Annotated in this window: 13 protein-coding genes and 4 pseudogenes; 3 read left to right on the top strand and 14 right to left on the bottom strand. The window is 43.8% G+C overall.

All coding sequences use genetic code 11. The features are described 5' to 3' along the window. Nucleotides 1–333: 333 nt before the first annotated feature. The 3 genes and pseudogenes from sigK to ASG93_RS23860 all read right to left on the bottom strand — a co-directional run. Nucleotides 334–855: pseudogene (sigK, locus tag ASG93_RS23850) on the bottom strand (RNA polymerase sporulation sigma factor SigK); the annotation flags it as partial. 395 nt (nucleotides 856–1,250) lie between these two features. Beyond that, a pseudogene (locus tag ASG93_RS23855) lies at nucleotides 1,251–1,858 on the bottom strand (SGNH/GDSL hydrolase family protein); the annotation flags it as partial. 110 nt (nucleotides 1,859–1,968) lie between these two features. Continuing rightward, nucleotides 1,969–2,298 (bottom strand): peptidylprolyl isomerase, encoded by a 330-nt coding sequence (locus ASG93_RS23860; protein ID WP_056835959.1) that lies wholly within the window; start codon nucleotides 2,296–2,298, stop codon nucleotides 1,969–1,971. Between the two features lie 191 nt (nucleotides 2,299–2,489). Between ASG93_RS23860 and ASG93_RS35370 the strand changes: the two are divergent. Continuing rightward, nucleotides 2,490–2,622, top strand: a pseudogene (locus ASG93_RS35370) (IS1595 family transposase); the annotation flags it as partial. Here the strand turns inward: ASG93_RS35370 and sda are convergent. From sda to ASG93_RS23910, 10 genes are all read right to left on the bottom strand, one after another. After that, complete coding sequence (sda, locus tag ASG93_RS37245; RefSeq protein ID WP_056835963.1) at nucleotides 2,593–2,787, bottom strand: sporulation histidine kinase inhibitor Sda; 195 nt, start codon at nucleotides 2,785–2,787, stop codon at nucleotides 2,593–2,595. The pseudogene ASG93_RS35370 and the gene sda sit on opposite strands and share 30 nt — an antisense overlap. Before the next feature lie 312 nt (nucleotides 2,788–3,099). Continuing rightward, nucleotides 3,100–3,690: a carbohydrate ABC transporter permease gene (locus ASG93_RS23875; RefSeq protein WP_200984522.1), complete on the bottom strand. Its 591-nt coding sequence runs from the start codon at nucleotides 3,688–3,690 to the stop codon at nucleotides 3,100–3,102. Continuing rightward, complete coding sequence (locus ASG93_RS23880) at nucleotides 3,687–3,878, bottom strand: sugar ABC transporter permease (protein ID WP_056835965.1); 192 nt, start codon at nucleotides 3,876–3,878, stop codon at nucleotides 3,687–3,689. The genes ASG93_RS23875 and ASG93_RS23880 overlap by 4 nt, the downstream gene beginning before the upstream one ends. Nucleotides 3,879–4,171: 293 nt before the next feature. Further along, nucleotides 4,172–4,534 carry a hypothetical protein gene (locus ASG93_RS23885; RefSeq protein WP_056835967.1) on the bottom strand — a complete coding sequence of 121 codons (363 nt, stop codon included), beginning with the start codon at nucleotides 4,532–4,534 and terminating at the stop codon, nucleotides 4,172–4,174. A 175-nt stretch (nucleotides 4,535–4,709) separates the two neighbouring features. After that, complete coding sequence (locus ASG93_RS35375; protein WP_235550959.1) at nucleotides 4,710–4,829, bottom strand: hypothetical protein; 120 nt, start codon at nucleotides 4,827–4,829, stop codon at nucleotides 4,710–4,712. A 39-nt stretch (nucleotides 4,830–4,868) separates the two neighbouring features. Further along, nucleotides 4,869–5,156, bottom strand: a complete 288-nt coding sequence (locus ASG93_RS23890; protein WP_056835969.1) for a hypothetical protein — start codon at nucleotides 5,154–5,156, stop codon at nucleotides 4,869–4,871. Beyond that, a complete protein-coding gene (locus ASG93_RS23895; RefSeq protein WP_056835971.1) occupies nucleotides 5,134–6,681 on the bottom strand; it encodes an ABC transporter substrate-binding protein in 1,548 nt (515 codons plus the stop codon). The genes ASG93_RS23890 and ASG93_RS23895 overlap by 23 nt, the downstream gene beginning before the upstream one ends. 59 nt (nucleotides 6,682–6,740) lie before the next feature. After that, nucleotides 6,741–7,619 (bottom strand): carbohydrate ABC transporter permease, encoded by an 879-nt coding sequence (locus ASG93_RS23900; RefSeq protein WP_056835974.1) that lies wholly within the window; start codon nucleotides 7,617–7,619, stop codon nucleotides 6,741–6,743. A gap of 24 nt (nucleotides 7,620–7,643) precedes the next feature. Next, the gene (locus ASG93_RS23905) at nucleotides 7,644–8,564 is read right to left on the bottom strand and encodes an ABC transporter permease (RefSeq protein WP_056835975.1); all 921 of its coding nucleotides are present in this window, start codon (nucleotides 8,562–8,564) and stop codon (nucleotides 7,644–7,646) included. Between the two features lie 739 nt (nucleotides 8,565–9,303). Further along, nucleotides 9,304–12,672, bottom strand: a complete 3,369-nt coding sequence (locus tag ASG93_RS23910) for an RICIN domain-containing protein (protein ID WP_056835978.1) — start codon at nucleotides 12,670–12,672, stop codon at nucleotides 9,304–9,306. Nucleotides 12,673–14,885: 2,213 nt separating this feature from the next. Here ASG93_RS23910 and ASG93_RS37250 point away from each other — a divergent pair. Together ASG93_RS37250 and ASG93_RS37255 are read left to right on the top strand one after the other, a co-directional pair. After that, nucleotides 14,886–15,302, top strand: coding sequence for a helix-turn-helix domain-containing protein (locus tag ASG93_RS37250; RefSeq protein WP_414858884.1), 417 nt, complete (start codon nucleotides 14,886–14,888; stop codon nucleotides 15,300–15,302). 2 nt (nucleotides 15,303–15,304) lie between these two features. Continuing rightward, nucleotides 15,305–15,398 (top strand): annotated as a pseudogene (locus ASG93_RS37255) (AraC family transcriptional regulator); the annotation flags it as partial. A 530-nt stretch (nucleotides 15,399–15,928) separates the two neighbouring features. Here ASG93_RS37255 and ASG93_RS23920 read toward each other — a convergent pair. Then, nucleotides 15,929–21,427, bottom strand: a complete 5,499-nt coding sequence (locus tag ASG93_RS23920) for an OmpL47-type beta-barrel domain-containing protein (protein ID WP_056835982.1) — start codon at nucleotides 21,425–21,427, stop codon at nucleotides 15,929–15,931. Nucleotides 21,428–21,583: the final 156 nt, after the last annotated feature.

Below are 21,583 nucleotides of genomic sequence, written 5' to 3' on the forward strand. Positions count from 1 at the left end.
AAAAATTGAATCAATCCAAGAGTTGTCCATTTCACCTGAGCGAGTCGCCCAAATTGGTTTAGACATTGAGAAGCAAGTTGATTACGATGAAATTCATGGAACGTATACAATCCGATTAACCTTTCTAAATAATGAAGCCGAATATGTCCTTAGCAAACTTCGTTTCTTGGGTATGTAAGCGCGTGCGTGTGATCAAAGGCGAACATTTAATCTCGCCGAGATTTATTGTTTCGATTTAAACCAAAAAGAGCAAACCCCAATAATAGTCTGCTCCATGCTGCTTCTTTCTCACTTGTTCCTCAAATAATAAAGTAATACCAAATCTTTAATTCCTTACCGCTTCACCTTATAAAACTCATGATACAGCTTCATGAGCGCCCTTTTCTCAATCCGCGACACATACGATCGCGAAATCCCCAGCTCCTTCGCAATCTCCCGCTGCGTCCGCTCTTCCCCGCCAAGTTCTAGCCCAAACCGCCCAACAACAACTTCCTTCTCCCGCTCATCCAGTATTTCCAAATTACGATAGATTTTGCTCTTCTCTATCTTGAGCTGTACCTTATCCACGACATCGTCCGCTTCCGTCCCGAGGATGTCGATCAATGTAATTTCATTCCCCTCTTTGTCTGTTCCGATGGGATCATGCAAGGACACATCTTTCCTCGTTTTTTTCAACGACCTTAAGTGCATCAAGATCTCATTCTCGATACATCGTGCCGCAAACGTAGCCAATTTCGTTCCCTTATTCGGCGAAAAGGATTCAATCGCCTTGATCAATCCGATGGTCCCAATCGAGATCAAATCCTCGAGATCTTCTCCTGTATTGTCGAATTTTTTGACATTGTGAACAAGAACYGRTGTAAAAGTTCAATGTCATTCCGGGCTACCTATGATTAGCATCTCCCCTAAATAAGCGACCCAGGATAAATAATCCAAAAAACAAAGCAGCGAAGTAATCGCCTCTTCGACGTCGTCGAGTTGACCGACGCGACCAAGAGCCATAATTCCTGCGACGTGCTTGTTTATCTCAKGATTATCGCGAAGTGCTCCATCGCTGAAATCAGTAGCGATGGCTCCTCGGGCAATGGCGTTGACAGGATCATAAACGTCAAARGATGGCCAAATGACTCTCCTGTACGACGGCTAACCACTGCCGTGCGATCAGTTCGTGGCCTGCCGCCGTCGGGTGCACCCCATCCCAGATCCAGTATGACGCATCGGCTCTCTTGCAGGCATCGTCAAACACAGCNTGCCGTGCGATCAGTTCGTGGCCTGCCGCCGTCGGGTGCACCCCATCCCAGATCCAGTATGACGCATCGGCTCTCTTGCAGGCATCGTCAAACACAGCTTGTAGCGGTACGAAGACCGCGCCAAATTCGTCAGCGAGCTTTCGGACGGCTTCCTGGTACCGAGGCATTCGTTCCTGCCAAGCTTCCCATTTTGTCGCAATGGGGGCGACCTGGAGAATGAACGGCTCGCATAAGACCAAGCCCACAGCCGGGAGAACTTCTCTCGTTTCCTCCAACAGAAGACGGTAAGCACGCTCGAATCGATCGGTCGCACCTCCGGGCTCGCCGTTTACGATCCGCCAAGCATCATTGACTCCGATCAAAATACTGATCAAATCGGGCTTTAGACTGAATGTATCCTCATTCCATCGTGCATACAAATCCGATACCCGGTTCCCGCTGATCCCCCGATTGAGAAACAGCGGCCGGTTTTCTGCCAGTTCATAACCGAGCTTGCCTGCAATGATATAAGCGTAACCATGCCCCAATATATGATTAAGATCATCATTGCGTCCTCTGGCTCCATCCGTTATCGAATCACCTTGAAACAATATTCTTCTGAACTTCATCTTGTAACCTCCATTAACTTGGACTATTCGTCATGAAATCGGAATGTGGATAACTTTATTATGGAATCGACCCTTATTTTGATCTGCATGGGCAAGTGATTGTTTATTGCTTAACGCACTTTCAATCGGTCATACACGTTATGATTAATCGTTACCTCGGCTTGTCGTGCCCACTCGCTTACCGTATCCTCGTACTTGCTGTCCAGATACTGCTCCCTCACATCATTCTTGACGGATTCGAAATCCTTGAATCCACGATCTTCTCTCTCCAAGAGCTTGATTATATAATAAGCGCCGCCAAATTCGAAAATATCGCTCGTCTGTCCGCTTTCAAGACGGCTGGTACAATTAAAGCCGATTTCCCGCATCCGCTTGTAATCATCGGCCCACATCTGCTCCGGCCAATGCTTGGGGTTGGTAGTATCACACGCCCAGATCAAATTTCTCTCCCGGAATGGTTTTGTCCACGGTTCAATTCGTCACCTTATCGTTTAGTATGATATTTGAATTATTCAAAACGGATGTTGCCAGCAAACGGAAGCACCCGGATGTTGCCCGATTCGGCGTCCGTCTCCGGCTTCCCGTTGATTATGACATTCTTGAACAAGAAGTTGGTAAAATTTACGCAGCATTGACTACCAAGCATCTTCAATCCTATTAGACGGTATCTGCTTTCGCACCAACTGTCAGCAGTTGCAGGGCAGTTATTCAATCGCCTCTTATCCGCCTATATTTCAACGGATACAATCACCTATCGAGATCTTTTCCATGAGTTCTACGGAGCTATAATAAATAGTTTTCTTAATATTTTCTTCAACTTTCCGCTGATGAATCTGGTATTGAATCATTTCAATAAATTCAGTGTCTAATTTTAGTTTCGTAGCTTCATTTAAAATAGTTAACAATTCTTCATTCGATAATGACCACACAACCTGTCACCTCTATTTGAATTCGCCTTTTAGCTGCTTGTATATCTACGTAAACGATCACCTGTAAGAATCTTACTGTATGAGTAATATGGACATAACTTGATATTCAAATAATATAATTTTTTATCCTTATAATGCACCTGCGGTGAGTCCACTAACAAATTGTTTCTGAGCTAACAGATAGGCTGCCACAACAGGAAAAGTTCCGAAAAACACGAAGGCAAACATATGACCCCAATTGGAAAAATGAGGACCTATTGCAGTATAAATGGCCTAATGTGATGGTATGAACCTGCCCGATCAGGAGCGGTGTCAGGAAGTCGTTCCAAATCGAAAGCCCGATAAAGATTGCTGTTGTTGTTGTACATGGTTTAAGTAGAGGAAATATGATTGTCCAGCCCGGTCAAGTGCTGCCGATTCTTCCAATTCTCTTGGCACTGACTTCATAAAGCCATGGTACATGAAAAAGGTAAAGGATATATTGCCAGAAATAAAGACAAGAATTAGCCCGTGCAGAGTCCCAATTAAATGCAACTCACGAAAAATAATCACTAGAGGAATATAAACGATTGCATAAGGAACCATAATTCCAAGAATAAAATAGACATGAAGCAAGCTTGATAATCTACTTGATGTTCTAGAGGTATAGCATGCAGCCATTGAAGTGATAACGATAGTTAAAACTGTTGCTACAATAGTAATGATTAGTGTATTTCCATACATCGACAGCAATTTGACGTTTGGATTGTTTAATACAAAGCTCAAGTTATCCAAGTTAAAATAAGAGGGCAACTTGAACGGATTGTCGCTAATCTGATTCGTGGTTTTGAAAATATTTACAATGACTAAATATAACGGTACTGCATAAACAAGGACGGAGACAAACAAAAATAGTCGAATCACGATTGACCCAAAGACCGGTTTACCTGTAACGCTGCCAAATAAATGACCATGTTAAAGCCAACGGTTTTCCAAATTTCAATAACTGACATGCTCCATATGGCGTTATTTGCATTACCGATAAAGTCTGTTTGCCACGATTCAAGTCCGACTGCGCCTAACAGATAGTTAAGTACCCCTGTGTAAGACAATATTGAGCTCCATATGAAGGAAACAGCCATCGTACTAAGAACAAAAGGTAAAAAAATAAAGATCTAAATACATTCGTCAGTTTCCCAGCCTTATTTAATAAGATGGCAAACAAAAGCCCGAGACCATTGGCTCCTATCGTTACAACGACAACAAGGCGGAGCGTAACCCAAATGGCATGATGAAGCTTGCCGTCTTTCCAGGTAAAGCAAATAGTATCGATCTTTTCTCCATACTCCCATTCCTTTTAGAAAAGATAACCCCAGTTCATCAAACTGGGATTACTTTTATTAGATTATTTGTCAGTATTCGCTGCTGCCAATTTCTTATATTCATCGTCCCAAGTGTCAAGTTCTCCAGCTATGGGTTTTCCAGCCAAAATCAATTGCAGTGATTTCTGTGTAAAGTCTTCCATGCCTGTAGGAAGTGCATTTTCTCCAGGAAGCTTCGTGATCTCGTCCACCAGTTTCAACCCTTTAAGGTTATTAACAAACTGGGTTTGCACGGGTCCCATCGGATATGTGACAGGATCTTTCGTAGAGGACAAGAGACCATCCGCTTTAAGATATGACTTATAGACTTCCTTGTTATCAACGAGAATAAACTTAAGGAACTTATATGCAGCCTCTTTATTCTTGGAAGTGTTGGAAACAGCCATATAATTGAATGCGGCCGAATAGTCCTTAATTCCGCTTTTTGTTGGTTGAACAAGTTAAGATCCTGCCATCTTTGCAGGGCATCGATAATAGCTGGATTATTCCACTTCGTTTTACCGCTTTTCAGATCAGCATTAAAGTTCGGATTCCAATCTTCCACTTCCGGGTTTACAACGTTTACCCAATAACCGAACGATGTTGCCCATACGTCACTTGCACCGGCGTAATAAGCGGTGTGAAGCCTTTGCCCTTTAGCTTTTCACAAATAGCCACAAATTCATCCCATGTTTTGGGCATATCTGTTATGCCTGCATCTGCAAACATCTTCTTGTTATACTAAGTCTCGGAACGCAACTGCTTACTCGCCGGCAAGAGTACCTTTTGGCCCTTAAACACAGGAACCGAACCCTCTTCAAATTGTGCAAGGAGATCATCGGGAAGCGGTGCCAGCACATCTTTTATTTTAGCTAACTCGGCAGGATCCAGCATGACATCCGGAAGATTGCCAGCCGCCATAAGCGTCTTCAAAAACTGCGGTCTGCTGTCCCCTGTCATCAGCACTTTCTGAACTTGAATTGTTGGGTTCTCTTTTTGAAACGCGTCAATGGGAGGTTTTCCAGGCATCGATTTGTTTTTGCATTTCGGCAATAATTTTATCGGAGCCCGCAGCTTTAAGTTTTGCCACGAATTCGTTGTATTTGGCTTCCGAGGCTACTCCTAAATCAATTGCTCTGGAGTACTCGTCGAAAACTGCGTTGGTTTGACCGATTTCAGCTTTAACCGGCTCAGCATCAAATGTGAAACCAAGCAATTTGGATGGAATCGCATTTTCGTTAATTTTCTTCGTATCTTCCCAAATGGTTTTTGGCATGCCTTTCTCTACGTTCGCCAGATAATTGGAAGCAAACATCCATGGCACGTATGGATTATATCCTTTTTGGTCATCGCCGGGAACCATAAATCCATCGGCATCGATTTTATAGTTTTTATCTTTGATACCGAAGTTCAACAAATTAAAAAGATCTTTATCCGTGTTCATAAGCTCAAGCAGCATCATAGCTCTTTCCGGGTTTTTCGAGTTCCGGTTGATCGCCATCATCGTTGCAGTGATGCCGCCTGTCGTCAAATGCGCAATGTTAGCTGGAGCTTCCACACTTAGATATCCATTTTGCGCAAGACCAATCTGTTCTCCGCCCGGTTTATAAGCTCCACCGATGCCAATCATGCATTTACCGGCTTTGCAGGCTCCAGGATCATCAGCTTTTGAGGAAATACGCTCTTTGGAGTTCATATAGCCTTTTGCATTCCAGTCTCTCAATGTCGCGACAAATGCCTTCACTTCATCTGTTTCAAACTGATTCACTACCTTCAGGCTGTCATCTGAATAAGCTACAACGCCTGGAGTGTGGAATCCGACAATCGGTTCAAAACTGAAAGCATCCGCAACTTGGTCCATAGACATGCCAATAAATTTCTGCGGATAGTCTTTAATGACTTTTTTAATGATCGGTTCAAAAAGGTTACCTATAGTAAATCCGTTGATTTTTCCGGCAATGGAATTGATATCAAAGTTATATTGATCGGCCAAATCTTTTGGAATACCGATGGACGGCGTTCTTGCGGAAATTTGCTGATTAACGAAACCGTAGATTTTCCCTTTTACTTTCGTCGCGTCCCAAAAAGTTTTGGGAACATTGGCAAACGATTGCGGAGCGTACTTTGCAAGCAGGTCATCAAGCGGCAAGAAAGCACCTTTCCCTACATTTTGCGCATAGTTGTTGATCCAGTTTGAAGTAAATGCGAGATCATAAGGTTCGCCGGATGCAATAACAACCTTCATCTTCTGGTCATAATCGCCCCACGATAACGGTTTAAAATCTACTGTAGCATTGATCTTTGCTTTAATGACTTTATTGACTTCGGCAAAGACTTGATCCTGCTCAGGCTGTGGCCAGGGTCCTACGAAATACCAAGTTAGCTTAACTTCAGGCAGGCTAGCTGGCGTATTTGCAGCCGCTGATGGAGCTGCCGTTGCTGCTGGGGTGCCCGTTTTGCTGGACGAGCCGCATGCTGAAAGCAGCATGGTGAAAAGGAAAATCATGATGGTTAATACAATTCCTGCTTTTGATGCCTTAAAGCCTTTTGTCATGGTGAATCCTCCCTTTATTTGGTTAATATATCTTAAAGTGGACATAGTCCATCATTAAGCTAGCCTTTTACAGCTCCTACCGTGAGCCCTCTGACAAAATATTTTTGAAAGAAAGGGAACACGGCAAGCATAGGTCCTGCAGCAAGAATGGCCATTGCCATACGGGCGGATTCCGAAGGGATCACACCATTTTTTAATCCCGGCGGCATTTGATTGCTTGAACTGGTCAGGAAAGTGATATTGTTCATCATTCTATATAACATATACTGCAAAGGGACCAGGCTTTCTTTATCGATGTAGAGCAAGCTCAGAAACCAATCATTCCAATATTGCAGTATTGTGAACAATGCAATCGTAGCAAGGCCCGGTTTGGCGAGAGGCAGTATGATCTGAAAAAAGATTCTAAATTCACTGGCGCCATCCATCATGCAGGACTCGATAATATCGTAAGGAATTTTCTGCATAAACGTTCTTAAGAGCAAAATAAACCAGGGAGCGGCAACATAGGGCAAAATCAAAATCCAGATCGTGTTTTTCAGGTGAAGATAGTTGCTGATTAATATATACGTTGGCACCAATCCGCCATTAAACATCATGGTAAAGAAAACATAGAAGCTTAGCTGGTTTTTGAATTTATAATCGTCGCGGGACAGCGTATATGCTATACCTGCCGTCACAACAAGGGAAATAAACGTGCCGAGAATACTGACGATTATCGATACTTTGAATGCATTTATAATTTGAATCGGTTCATAAAGGATATACGCATAAGCGGAAATATCAAATACGCGCGGGAACAAACTATAGCCATTTTTGATAATATCGATTTCGTTGCTTAAAGAGATGGAGATGACTGATACCAGTGGAATGATACAAGCTAAACTAAATAGGATGAAAACAAAGTGAATGATCATTTGCGGCAATGTTTTTTTCGACATTCTGTACTCACCTCCATGCGATTTCTAGAATAGTTTGTTTTCTTCGTTGACTTTTCGGACGGCATAATTGCTCAGCAGGACGACGATAAATCCCAACGTAGATTGGAACAAGCCGACAGCCGAAGCCATTCCCAAATCTCCGGAAACCTTCAGCATACGGTAAACGTAAGTGTCGATAACCTGCGTCACCGGGAAAAGCTGGCCCATCTCACGCGGCACAAAGAAGAACAATCCGAAATCCGAATAAAATATTTTTCCTATCGATAACAGAGTCATAATGGTAATTAAAGGCATCAATAACGGAATCGTGATTTTACGAATCATTTGAAGCTTAGTTGCCCCGTCAATGGCCGCCGCTTCAAAATACTCTTGGGAAATGCCCATTATGCCCGCATAGAAAATAATGCTGACGTAACCGATCCCCTTCCAGATATTGATGAGCGTCAGAAGGATGGGCCAAATCCAGGTCGTCGAATAGAAATCAAAGGACGTGAAGCCCATTTTATTGATTAGACTCGAGATAATGCCATAAGGTCCAATTAAGGAGTAAGCCATGTAAGCCACGATAATCCATGAAAAGAAATAAGGAAAGAAAAAGATCGTTTGATAAACCTTCAGAAATCTTCTGCTGATCACTTCATTAAGCAGGATGGCGAAAAGGACAGAAAGCGCAGTTCCAACCACAATAAAGACTAGATTGTATCCGATCGTATTTCTAACGACAATCCATGCGTCACTGGAAGTGAAAAAAAATTTAAAATTATCGAAGCCGACCCACGGACTGTGAAAAATCCCATCTACATAGTTGATGTTTTTAAATGCAAGGAAGATTCCCGCCATCGGGATATACGAGAAGACAAAGATAACCAGAAAGGCCGGCAGCGCAAGTATGCTTAATTGAATCGATTTTTTATTTTCTCTGGAGCTCAAAATGTTTTTGATCACCTTTTCATTCTCCTTTCACCATATTTAGTAATTCATAATAGATACTATTGATTTGTCTATATCGTCCCCCTTACGGCATAACAATATCATCCGCCCAAGACAGTAACAATTTCTTATTCTCGCGATAAGTTCTGTTTGGAGTTAAAATCGAGTACGCAATTTAGGAATTTGTTCAGAAATTAGGGGTTGGCATTACTTATTGATTCTTTTTTCTCGTTTATGATAGTCTTTGTACTATAAGATTTGACTAATTGCTCAAATCATTCGTACTGTTCATAGCTTCGGAAATAGTGGGAGACCACAAAATGTATGCGATAAATCATATAAAATTAGCAGCACACACATCGAAACAGTCGATTCTATACGAAATTTCATACACAAAACGCGATTTGAGCCCGGATTCTGAAAATGTAGTCGAAAAATCATATACATTCTCTGCATGTGTACGTTTACGTTAAAACTATCAACAATTAATCGACAGCCTCATCTGTATAATCCTCATTTTTAAATCAGAAATTTTGTGAATTTTCCTTTAAATATCAAGGTGGTAACGAAAGCACCGAAAACTATATTTTAATGGTAGCCCCTTCTGCGAATAGCACAGAAGGGACTTTTCTCAATCCAGGATACGACGTAAAAAGAAAACCGCTTCCACATCGGAGTTAACCAATAGGAAACGGTTTAGATGAATGCCTTTAGGTTACATTACTGGCATTTCATATGAAGATTGTTGCACGATTTAATTCACTTTCACAAGCTGCCATTGCTGACTATTGACGCCAGTATCGCTAGATTGGATGAGCTGTGCGCCAGCTGTCGTTGAAGAGCCGGTAACATCGGCCAAGTAGGTGCTATTCGTGTTCTTGATCTTGAAATAACCATTTCCGGTTCCGACATCGATGAGTTGCCAGTGTTGACTGGCGGCATTGGTATCGTCCGACTGAATAAGATTCGCGCCAGTGGAAGTGGAACCACCAGAAACATCGAGCACTTTGCCGCTCTTTTGATTTATGATTTTGTAGTCGCCGCTTGCTGTTTTGACAAATTGCCAGTGCTGATTGAGGCCACTGGTGTCGTTCCATTGAATAATAGTCGCGCCGGAATTATAGGAACCCCCGTTTACATCCATTACCTTGCCGCTATTTTTATTTACAAGCTTGTAATAAGCGGTTTGGTCTGGAGCTGATATAGAAGCGAACGCATCCAAAGCACAGACTGTATCGCTTGAAGAAGCATTTTTGGTTCCCTTGCAAACGACCTTAATGGTGTGAGACCCATTCAGAAGATTGGAGTTTTGATACAGAACAACTTGTTTCGTTGTGCTTGGCGCATAAGCATCAATATCGGCCTGTGCAAGAACGCCGTCGATATAGACATCTACTTTCCCCATGTTGGGTTGTGTCATGCTCAGATATCGAACGCCCGTTCCGTTAAACGTATATTGCGCATAGCTATTGGCGCTTTTGATAAACGATTCAGAACCACTGTAATCACTTGAACTGTTATAGTTGCTCCATGCGGGACTATAGGTTACGCTGGCATTTTTGTCGTCAATATAATTCCATTGCTGTCTAACAAGGAATCTGGACTCTGCGGAACGATTCCCCAGTGCATCCACAACATAAAGCTTATAATCTCCGGCAGCTTTTGGTACAGAGATCGAGGTCGCCGTACCGCCTGCCTTGGTCATCGTGTTGCCTTCCGCGAAGGTAGTAGTGCCTGAAGGAGCCAACCAGACCGTTTTAGTCGCATCGCCAGCGCTGCGGATCGGTATCGTTACCGCATTGGTATCCACGTATACACTAGCAAGCAGCAGGTAATCCGGCAATGAGAAGTTGGACTGCGGTATAATATCCCGATAGGAGTCCTCAATTCCGGAATTTAGCGCAATGTTGTACGGCTGCAACGGAAAAACATCATTGGAAGTTACGCCTTCTTGGTTATTGCTATTGTACGTATTCTTAGTCCAATCACCTGCTCTGTACGTTGAACTCGAATAATTGGACGAGAATGTATTATTTCTTGATGCACTGTTGGGGTTATAGTTTTGAACATACAACCAATGCGTGCTAGGTCCAATGTTAGCTACCAGATTATTGTTTACGTTAAAAAATTGAGTTTGTTCGTCCAGATAGATTGCTCCGGCTACCTTGGTATCCTCACGAAAATAGTTGTTATTGATGGAGGAGTTCGCTTGTGCGCTTAAGGTATAGACTCCGCCGCCATCTTGTAGAACCTTCATCACGTCATGTATATAATTGTATTGAACGGTATTATTCTGGGCCACTGTAGGCGTTGTCCAGCCTCGAATTGTTCCAGCATCAGAATACCCCCAACCCCAGCCTAATGAAATCCCGTCATATGGAACGTTTGTGATTTCATTATGGGAAATGTTGGTGCCATCAGTAAAGATCACATTGATACCCGGTGCATCCATATACTCCACACCGGTCTGCGCGATATAGTTATCCTGTATCGTATTGTTTTTAACGGTTTTGACAGTCGGATCCGCTTCCGCGTAAACACCAAACGCATCAAGCCTCATCCAGGTCCCGCCCGTCTTAACGACTTTTATCGTATGTTGGCCATACGACAGCCCTGTAATAGTGTAGAGGACTTTATTATAGCGGCTGCTGGCATAATAACCATTGATCGTCTGTTGAAATGTTCCGTCAATGTACACATCTTGGGTGCCTGTAGTCGAATCTGAAGGTCCGTAATAAGTGACTCCGGAGCCCGTAAAGGTAAACTGAAAGTAATCGTTATTATTTTGGGTTTGGTGGACATCACCCTGATAATCGTCAGAATTATAATTGTAAGAACGAGAGAAGCTTCCACTATAAGTGATTGCACTATCCGTATTATTGTAGTAGGCGCTTACGTTATGCCCTTCATCAACGGCGCTACCCATCCAGATAGCAGATGCGGAAATATCCTGAAAGACGTTTCCGATAACGGTGTTGTTTTGACTCCCGTATTGGAAACTCAGCGCCGCTGCACCCAAATGAGTAAATGTGTTGCGTTCCAACCTTACATTTTTAACAGCCGAGAATATGACATTGCTTGGCGTATTGTAAATGGAACCGTTTCCTCCTCCGCCAACAGTTCCGTCATACAGCGCGCCTGACTGCCCGGCAATATAACCTTCCCCGGTACTTGTTCGCAACCAAGTCGCATAGGCGAAGGTGATGCCGTAAAATTGCACGTTATGCAACGGAGTAGCATAGGTCCCTGCTGCGTTTACAAGCGTTTCCAAAACCGGCGCTACGACTGTAGCCGTCGATATGTTTTCATTCGCAAGAGGCTTGTAGTAGAGATAGCCGGCAGTACGATCCAGATACCATTCGCCTTCCGAATCGAGCAATTCATAGGCATTCTCAATCCACAACGGATTCGCGAATTTGTTATTCCCTAGCCGTTGGTCATTGGCCCAGCACGGGTTCTGCATTATAACAGAAGTCCCGGAAATGGAGGAAACGTCGCAACGAAGGTTTCTCCATGCTGCATTGCCAACAACTTCAATATTACTTATGTTGCCCCAGCTGGCCATTGTTGAATCAGGGGCTGTAAAGCCGTTGTACACTGCCGACCAGCCTGTCGGATTCAAGGCGCCTTTGGCGCGGGTCGCGCGTACGCCGTTTACATAAAGCTGCCGGGTATTGAGTGAAGTTCCCACGTTAGCCCGATATATGTTTTTCACGCTGTCATATTGCGTCCAACCTGTAATTTGCTGGCCTCCGCTGATGACAGGATGTGAACCGGGATCCGCTTGATAAATTATGTTGTAGCCGTTCGTTCCCGAATCATGTACAGTCGCGCTTTCCGTTAACTGAAACGTAGAAGATAAAGTATAAGTTCCATCCAACAATCTAATGATAATATCTCCAGTCATATTACCATTTACAGTGCGGGCTTGATCTCTAGCTCCTTCAAGGGAACATGGCGAAGCCTGACTGCAAACAGTGCCGCTTCCGGTCGGTGAAGCATAAAGCGTTGTCTGAACTGCGGCTACTGCCTGATTGGGAGCAACAAGAGTGGCGAAACCACTAAAAGATAAGAATATGGCGAGAAAAGCAATAAACGTTGGTTTCCATCTTCTTAATATCATTTTTTCATTCCTCCATAGCATTTTTGTAGTGAAATTAATTTGAAACCAAACTTCAAATCAAGCGCTTTCATTCCTCCTTTCTAACTAACTAAAGTATCGTCGAACCGTTACCTTATTGGATGCCTTACGGCATAACAATATCATCCGCACCAGACAGTAACAATTTCTTATCCTCGCGATAAGTTCTGTTTGGAGTAAAAATCGAGTACGCAATTTAAGAATTTGTTCAGAAATTAGGGGTTGGCAAAATGAATATATTACTGATTGATTCTTTATTATCGTTTATGATAGTCTTTGTACTATAGGAGTTGACTAATTTGCTCAAATCGTTCGTACTCAAGAACCCTTATCAGTTGTTCATAACGATACTGCTGCCTTTCCTCCTCAGTACAGTCTTGCTGCTATTTGTACAATCCTCATTTTTAAATCAGAATTTTGTGAATTTTTCTTTAAATATGGTTTACAATCAACAAAAAACCGACTTGCAGAATACAAGCCGGAATGTCAGTTTAATGGCTGACTCGGTCAAGTCCTTGGCAACCACAGTTTTTTTTGACGATACGATTAAATATCTGCTGTATTCGGACGTCAATCCGGAAGACTATATGAAATATAATAATAAACTGCAAACTTATAAAAATATATATCCATTCCTGCAATCCATTTATATTTATAATGGCGATATGGTTTATGCGATTCCAAGTAAAGTCTTCGGTAATGAGCGTACGTCTTTCAGCGATCAAAGCATTTTCCCGATATTGGACGACATCCAGCATAACCGCTCACACAGCATTGTGCTTCGGAAGATTCCAAATGTCATGGCGGATATCGATGTAAATGCCCCTAAGGAAATTTACGTTTACTCTTATTTGTTCTTTGATTCTCAAGTTGTAAGCGGTAAAGTGAGCGAAGCTATTATTTTGAATATCTCACAGGATTCGATTAAGCAAAGCATCAGTTCTACGGATCCGAACAATAAAAACCGGATTTTTATTGTAGATCATAACGGGAAGCTGCTGTCTGATGATGGTTCGCATCCATTATTAAGCGATCTCAGCGGAAATTCGTATATCCATCAAATTATCTCGTCCAATGCAAAGGCAGGTAATATGCGAATCAAAGTTAATGGCGTGGATTCTTACGTCACTTATGCGTCCACGGATATTTACGATTGGAATTTAATTAGCATCACGCCTTATGACTCCATTGTCCAAGATGTTCAAAAGATGAGGGAAAAAACGTACCTGCTTGTATCTTTATTCATAATCGGCAGCATCCTGCTTTCGCTCTATTTTGCACGGAGACTTTTCAAGCCCATCAATATGGTGCTAGAAAATTATAAAATTTTAGAATCCGAGCAAAGAAATGCGTTCTACTATAGAAAACAAGATTTTTTACGCCAGATGGTTCATTCGGCCGATCTGATTCCAACAGATTCCCTTCGCAAGCAGTTTGCGAAGTTTCAAATTGCGCTTGAGCCAACCGAATGGTATGTTCTGCTTCTTATCAAACTGGATAACTATAGCAATTATTGCGCAAAATATAATCTGAAAGACCGCCAATTGTTGAAATACGGACTGGTTAATATTATTTCGGAGATTCTTGCCGAAACATACGAGCATGAATGTGTAGAGGTCGAAGAGGACCAAGTTCTTGTACTGCTTCACTACAAGTCCTCCGATTTGCCTTTCAATGATGAGCCTTTGTTTGCACTTGTCACTCAAATCCAAATTTGTACAATCAAGTATCTTGGCATCTCCACCTCAGCTACAATCAGCGAGACATTCGAAGATTTGTCGAATGTGAATTTTCATTATTTGAAAACGCTTAATTTATCCTATTACAGAATGATTTTAGGGCATCAAAGCATTATTTTCAGCGAAAGCTTAAATATTAGTACGGATGATTTCAAATATCCGCAAGACCAGGAAAAAGAATTATCGGATAGGCTAATCCAAGGTCAAACGGATGATGCCAAAGATATATTGTCGGATATGATCCGGCATGCATCTCAATATAGCTACACCATACTCAATTCCGTCCTTATCAGGTTGCTGTTATCCATCCGNGCATCTCAATATAGCTACACCATACTCAATTCCGTCCTTATCAGGTTGCTGTTATCCATCCGTTATGCGATTGAAATTCTGGAAGCCAATCATCACATTAAAGTGAATTTTAATTTCAATACGTATTTGGCCAACCTGCAAAAGATGGAAACGTTGGATAAAATCGAAGCTGATTTTTTTGAATTGTTCGAGAACCTGTCCAAAGAGCTGGAGTCCAAAAAGGATAACAAATATATCAGGCTGTTGGAAGACGTTGACCAATTTATTCAAGCAGACTTTGGAAACCCTTACCTGTCATTGGATAACATAGCGGAAAAAGTGAACCTATCCCCGGCTTATCTGGGGAAATTATTCAAAAAGCACAGGCTGATCTCTATGACAGACTATATCAATAATGTCCGGGTTACCTATGCCAGCAATCAAATTGCCGTATCGGAGGATACTATTAACGAGATTATGGAAAAGTCGGGCTTTTCAAGCCGCAGCCATTTTTTCACCTTATTTAAAAAGGCCTATGGAGTCACGCCGAATCAATTCAGAAGCAATTTTAAAGGAAAGTAAANGGGCTTTTCAAGCCGCAGCCATTTTTTCACCTTATTTAAAAAGGCCTATGGAGTCACGCCGAATCAATTCAGAAGCAATTTTAAAGGAAAGTAAAAAAGCCGCCCCTAGAGTAGTTAGTAACGAAAGCACCGAAAACTATTTTTTAATGATAACCCCTTCTGCGATTAACGCAGAAGGGGCTTTTCCTAATCCAGGAAAAGCCCACGCTTTGAATCAAAAGATCACGGTAGTAACTTTCTTGACCAAGAGTTGTCCATTTCACCTTAACGAGTTGCCCAAATTGGTTTAGACATTGAGAAGCAAGTTGATTACGATGAAATTCATGGAACGTATACAATCCGATAACCTTTCTAAATAATGAAGCCGAATATGCCAAATCTTTAATTCCTTACCGCTTCGCCCTGAATCCGGCGGTTCGTGACAAAATGTTCAAAGTGCTTTCGATGTGATACGTGACCGGCTGACATTTCAACCCGACGTCCCTATGATCATCTCCTTGATTTATCCCCCCTCTTGTGAATGGAGTCAGTTCTGTCTGCATAAGAGGGGGGGCTGAACATAAACGGTTATTCCATGATGAAGCTTACGATGTCAAATCCCGGAAGCGGTTAAAGTAAATCCCCTTATTTTTGGGACAACAAATACCGGGCATCCCGCAGTAAGTAGCCTGCGGCTTGCGCAGAGATTTGCTTGCCGCTTTGCGCCTGTACTTCGCTCGCGAAATCGGCGAGATTGTTTGCAGTGATCTTGCTCTGCAAGCTGTTCGCGATGCCCTCGTTATCGATCCATCCGGCAGTCTTAAAGCGTGTGACCAAAGCCTGTAAGGATTGGATGCTGGTCGTAGTCTGGAACGTGATCGTTTGGCTGCCCGTATTCCCTGCCAAGTCGCTTGCCGTCACGATTAGCGTGTGCGAACCGAGAGGCAGCGTATAGAGCGGAATGGTTGCTCCCGGCTGCATGCTCTGCTGTGCGCCATACGTGCTTAATGTGACCGTCGTCTTGCTGCTGTCAACTCCGGACAAGTTATCGCTAAGTGTAAGGATCGGCGTGACATCCATGGAATCGCTATACGTACCGTAAACTAAACCGGATACCGTAATCGTCGGCGCTGTCGCATCCAGATTGAAGCCGATCGTTTTCACCGTTTCAACATTGCCGGCGTTGTCCGTAGAGCGGTAGCTGATCGTATACTTGCCGTCTTGGCTCAACGTAACCGGAGACGTGCAGGCTAGCCATGTGCTGCCGCCGTCCAAACTGTACTCCGTCTTGGCCGCACCCGAGAGATTATCATAAGTGCTTAAGGTAACCGTAACCGGATGTACATACCAGCCGTTGCTGCCGTCAGGCACTGACGGATTGACGGTTCCGACAGTAACCGGCGCAGTCTTGTCAATCTTCACTGTGACCGATTGAACATCCGGCGTATTCGTCAATCGGTAGGTCAGCGTGTTGACGCCTTCCTGGTCCAGTGTGATCGGAGAAGCATAAGAATGCGATGTGTTCTCGCCATTCAGCGTATATTCCACATTCCCGTATGCCGACAACGTTACGGTAACCGGAACCGTGTACCATCCGTTCAACCCATTTGGCGCAGCGGGATTTACGGATGCCGTTGGCAGATATTGCAGACCTTCCAAAGCCGACTTCAAGCTGTCAGACACTGCATCGACCTCCGTCTGCGTTGCATCCGGTTTATTCGATACGCTTGTCGCCGACGTTACGGCAGTCTGAAGAACCGCGACGCTTTCCGATGTGTACAGGTTAGCGCTAACGGCCGCCGCTTTGCTCAGAAGAAGCGCGAGCAGCGTTCGATCCACAATCCTCTCGTGGAATTCCAGTTCGCCTACATTGGCAGAGCCGTTAGGCGTATAGTACCGCAAATAACGGTATGCGGTGCTGTTGTTAACCAATTGCGAGTACCATTTAAGTTCGGTAATGTTGTTGATTGTATACAAGGTGACAAAGTTGGTTCCATCGTTGGAGCCTTGAATCAGCGCTCCATTCATCCGGGAAATTTGGTTGGGTCTTGGTATAAACTTAATGCCGCCAACAACTTTGGCGTTTCCTGCTCCCAAATCGGCTTGGGCCCAACCCGCTGCCGTTTTCGTGTCAGGTGAAGTGGTCGTATCCCCGTCAAAAGCGCGCCACCCGTTCGCTGCCGCGTTGACCGTGCCGTCCCACGAAATGGACGAGGCCATAGCCATCGAAGACGTGATATTGATTTTCGGGTAAATGTCTTTAAGAGATACCAGCAGCCCCTGAGCCTGCACCAATTGCTTGAATAACGATGGCTTGTCAGCTCCCGGCTGGTTCAGTGCCGTCTTTATTCGATTGACTTCATTTTGGTATAAGTAGTAGCTGCCCTTGGTATAACCGTCCGGCGGCAGCAAATAGCCGGTTACCATTGTGGCGATGCTTCTCGTATCCGCTGTTGTGCCATCCGCCAGCTTCGTTACAGTAAAGACTACGTTCACCAATGTGTCATAATCAGGTTGCGTGATCGTTCCGTCTGTGCCGATAATACCCGTAGGCGTTGATTTAATCGACACTGTATAACCTGCCGGAATTTTGGGCATCGCGATGCTCGTTGCATACAATGCAGGGGGCGCCAGGCTTGTAATTTTAGATGCAAGCGTCGCTGCAGAAGCCGTATAATCCCCATAAAATTCAACTTCCGCCACGTCGCCGGACCAAGCGGAGCTATTGTACAGCCTCAGATACCGGTAAGCGTTATGGTCTACGATTTGATCATTTTCCATTACGTACCATGTGTTCGCTAGTGAGCCTTCAACGCCGGTAGTTATGTTCGTCCAATTGACATTATCGTTGGAGCCTTGAATAACCATTCCATTCATTCTTGCAGGAAACGATGCTCTTGGCATGATCACAGCTTCATCCAGCTTAACAGCCGCACCTTCACCGAAATCTACCGTGTAATAGGAACCGGAGGCGGTATTCAAATCGCCAAAAGTAGACGTATTGCCGTCAAACAGCAAGTAACCTACCTGAGCCGCAGATAATCCACTTCCAGGCCACTGCTTATCTGAAGCGGTAACTTTAGCAAGCATGGGAACATTGATGAACTTGGGGCCGGTAAGGAACAGCTCGCTGCCATCGGTAGAACCGTATGAGGTGTAGCCATTCGTTCCGTCATTCTTTTGGTAGTCTACGCTAAAATTAAGATAGCCGGAAGGAATATTTCCCGCCATCGTTGCCACGGCCGTCCAGTTGATGTTGTCTGTCGTGGTGACCGTCGCATCAATGCCTTGAATGCTGACCTTTACGTTCCAGATGGGTTCTTTGGCTTTAATCGTCACTTTTGCCGTATCCCCTACGGAAATTTTGCCGTTTTTGTTTTGATCCGAACCGATCGATACTGAGTCTAACTTGTTGCCAACATCATAACGGGTTCCATAAATGGTGAATCCCCTAGGCTCCATTAAATTTCGAACAATTCCATAAAGAACATCAGGAAGCGGCTGAACCATTTCCAACTTGATATATCGGTATTTCTCCTGTTGGTATTCAGGATCCACATCAATCGTATTGTATGCCTGGGTATAAGCTGAAACTCCCGGCGTGATCCGGGTCCAGTTGATTTCATCATTCGATGCATATATCGTCGAGTTGGCGATACGATCCGCAAAGATACTGGATCCAAACCCGAATCGATACGCTGAAATCTTGTAATCAGGGCCAAAATCGACGATATGGTACAAATGCGGCGGCGTCCCCAGCGCCAGTTTATACGAACCACCGCCCCAAGTGGCATCGTCCAAACCGGCGGCATCTTTCCCCCATGAGCTCCAATAGGCCATTTTGGACCAGTACATGCTTCCCAGGGGAGTCAAAGGCGTCATTAATCGAAGACCTTCGGTTGCAGCTCTCAGGGACTGCAATTTCTTATCGAAATCTACATCGGACGCAGTGCTAATCTGACTTATTGTGTCGTTATATGCAGTTTGATAATTGTTAAGCGATGCTTTCTCGTAAATTTGGTTTGCATCATAGGCCGCAGTTATGGCTTGTACTGCACTAGCACGGTCGCTGCCTACTATAATGTTTACATTTTTGACTGCAACTGTGGTGCCGTCAGTAGCTGTAACGACAACGGAAATGTTTCCGGCCTCTGTAGGCTGCCAGGAAAAAGCGCCGGTGTTTGCATCTATCGGAAGCCCTTTCGGATTATTCTGAAGCCCATAAGTAATCACATCCGTGCTGCTTGGATCCGTAGCGGAAAAATCTACGTTCACAGATGCTCCTACATAGGTGTATATCTTTAAATCCGAACTTCCGGCTTTAAATACCGGTGGCGTCAGCGCACTTGGATCTGCATTAACGTGATCAATATCGACGGTAATACCGGGCGCTCCTTTTACCGTCATATAGACAATATCGCCAAAAGACCCGGCAAGGGACACATATTTCCACTCCCCCTTCGTATCCGGAAGGGTGAAGGTCGAACCTAGCGCATCAAATGTGGTTACGCCATTGGTTCGAATCTTAAATCCATAAGGCCCCGAGCCGGCAGCGCCAGCAAAACTAAGAACGGCTATTTTACTTCCCGCTTCCGTTGCATGAAACCTGATGAAGGTGGTATCGCCCTCTTGCATGGTAGCCGTATTGCTGTCCAATTTCGTGTATCGGTCTTCCAGTTCCAAGATCTTACCGCTTGATTTATCCTGAGGAATGAACTTTGCCGCATCAGCCTCAGCTTCCTGCGGCAAATAGAGCCAGAAGTCATTGCCTGCATCCGTATTATGCCAGCCACCTGCAGATGGTACGAGTTTCTTGGTGAAGGCTTCATAATAGTAGGGTGCGATCTTGGATACGTCCTCATGTTTGACATAAGTGTAGTAGGAATAAAAGTCCCAGAAGTTAGCAGTCGCAAACCTTCCTCTATAACCGCCGGATAAACCATTATAGGTGTCTCTTATATACCCACCCATACCGCCATTATTAGGGTCACCGCCAGTAATGGCGTATGCCTGCGGAGTCCATGGTGTGTCATAACCGAGCATGAACTGCCAGAAATAGTCGGCGGCCGCTATAAGTCTATCATTCAGAAACTCCATGATACCTACAGCATTGTCCGCTGTAGATGAGGTACCGGCTACAGGGTCTACTTTTGTTCCTTGGGATTTAATCATACGAGTTATAATTGCCGCGTTGGTTAAATCACCGCCGCCATGGGCTTGGTCTCTACCCATCTCCATATGTTGAACGTGAGGTTCTACCGGTGTTCCTTCCCCGACTATCGTTCCCGGTTTTTGTTCCTCGGTTACCCACCGGAACAGCTGCTTAACCGATCCATTTAAACCTTGATCTTTCGCTGTAGCGTTAACGGTAAACCATTCCACAGATTTGTCATATCCCTCTTTGTTGCCGGAAAAGATATAACCCGCCATGGCTCCCATTAACGGATAATTATGCTGGTTCATAAAATGGTCTGGACTACTCATGTATGTTTTAATTACCGGAGTTATTAGATTATTGGTAAAATCAGCTGTGTCTTGATCTGTCCAAGCCAGTAATTCTGTTTGACTGCTTGTATACCTTAAAATTTCTGCTGCCATTACCATACGGTTAAGAGGTACTCCTGTGTGAATATGTGAATCTACAAAATATACGAATTTCTCAGGGTCCATCTTTTCCCAAATACGTATAATCATCATACCATTTTTACGGTATACTTCATCACCGGTTATTAAATACATAACCGCCTGTGAATATGCTTTTATGGAATCTGCTATAAATTTCGAATTAGCGCCCTGACTATCCAAATAATTAATGCTTGGATGAATACCATCACCGCTATTGCTAGACGTGATAGACCTTGCAGCATCACTAGATGGGACCAGCATGGAATTAAAGTAGGTATTCCAAGGTTCTGCTCCTGCCCTTACCTTCGTTCTAACGTTTTCAAGAAGCTCTTTGGTGAGTCCTACACCAGGATGTGTAAACCCGGCTTCATCGGTTATCTCTGTAATCGTTGGCAGATAATCTGTAAAAATCGAAGTTGTTTCCGCATTAACGGTTACCGGCAAAGCAATTAAAAGCATCTGTGCTATCATTACAATGGCTGTAGCAAGGGATAGCACTCTTTTTCCCTTTTGTTTCATCTGTAATCACCCTTTCATTTAGTTAGATAATTAAAGCGCTTACAATAACCCTCCTTTTCTTGATTTAATTATGATTCACATTGCCGGCATCAATTCAGGAAGATCTATAGATTTGATTTACCAGAATCTATAGATGTCCCTAATTGTGCTGTAGAT

The sequence above is a fragment of the Paenibacillus sp. Soil787 genome, from assembly GCF_001429545.1.
Classification (GTDB): Bacteria; Bacillota; Bacilli; order Paenibacillales; family NBRC-103111; genus Paenibacillus_E.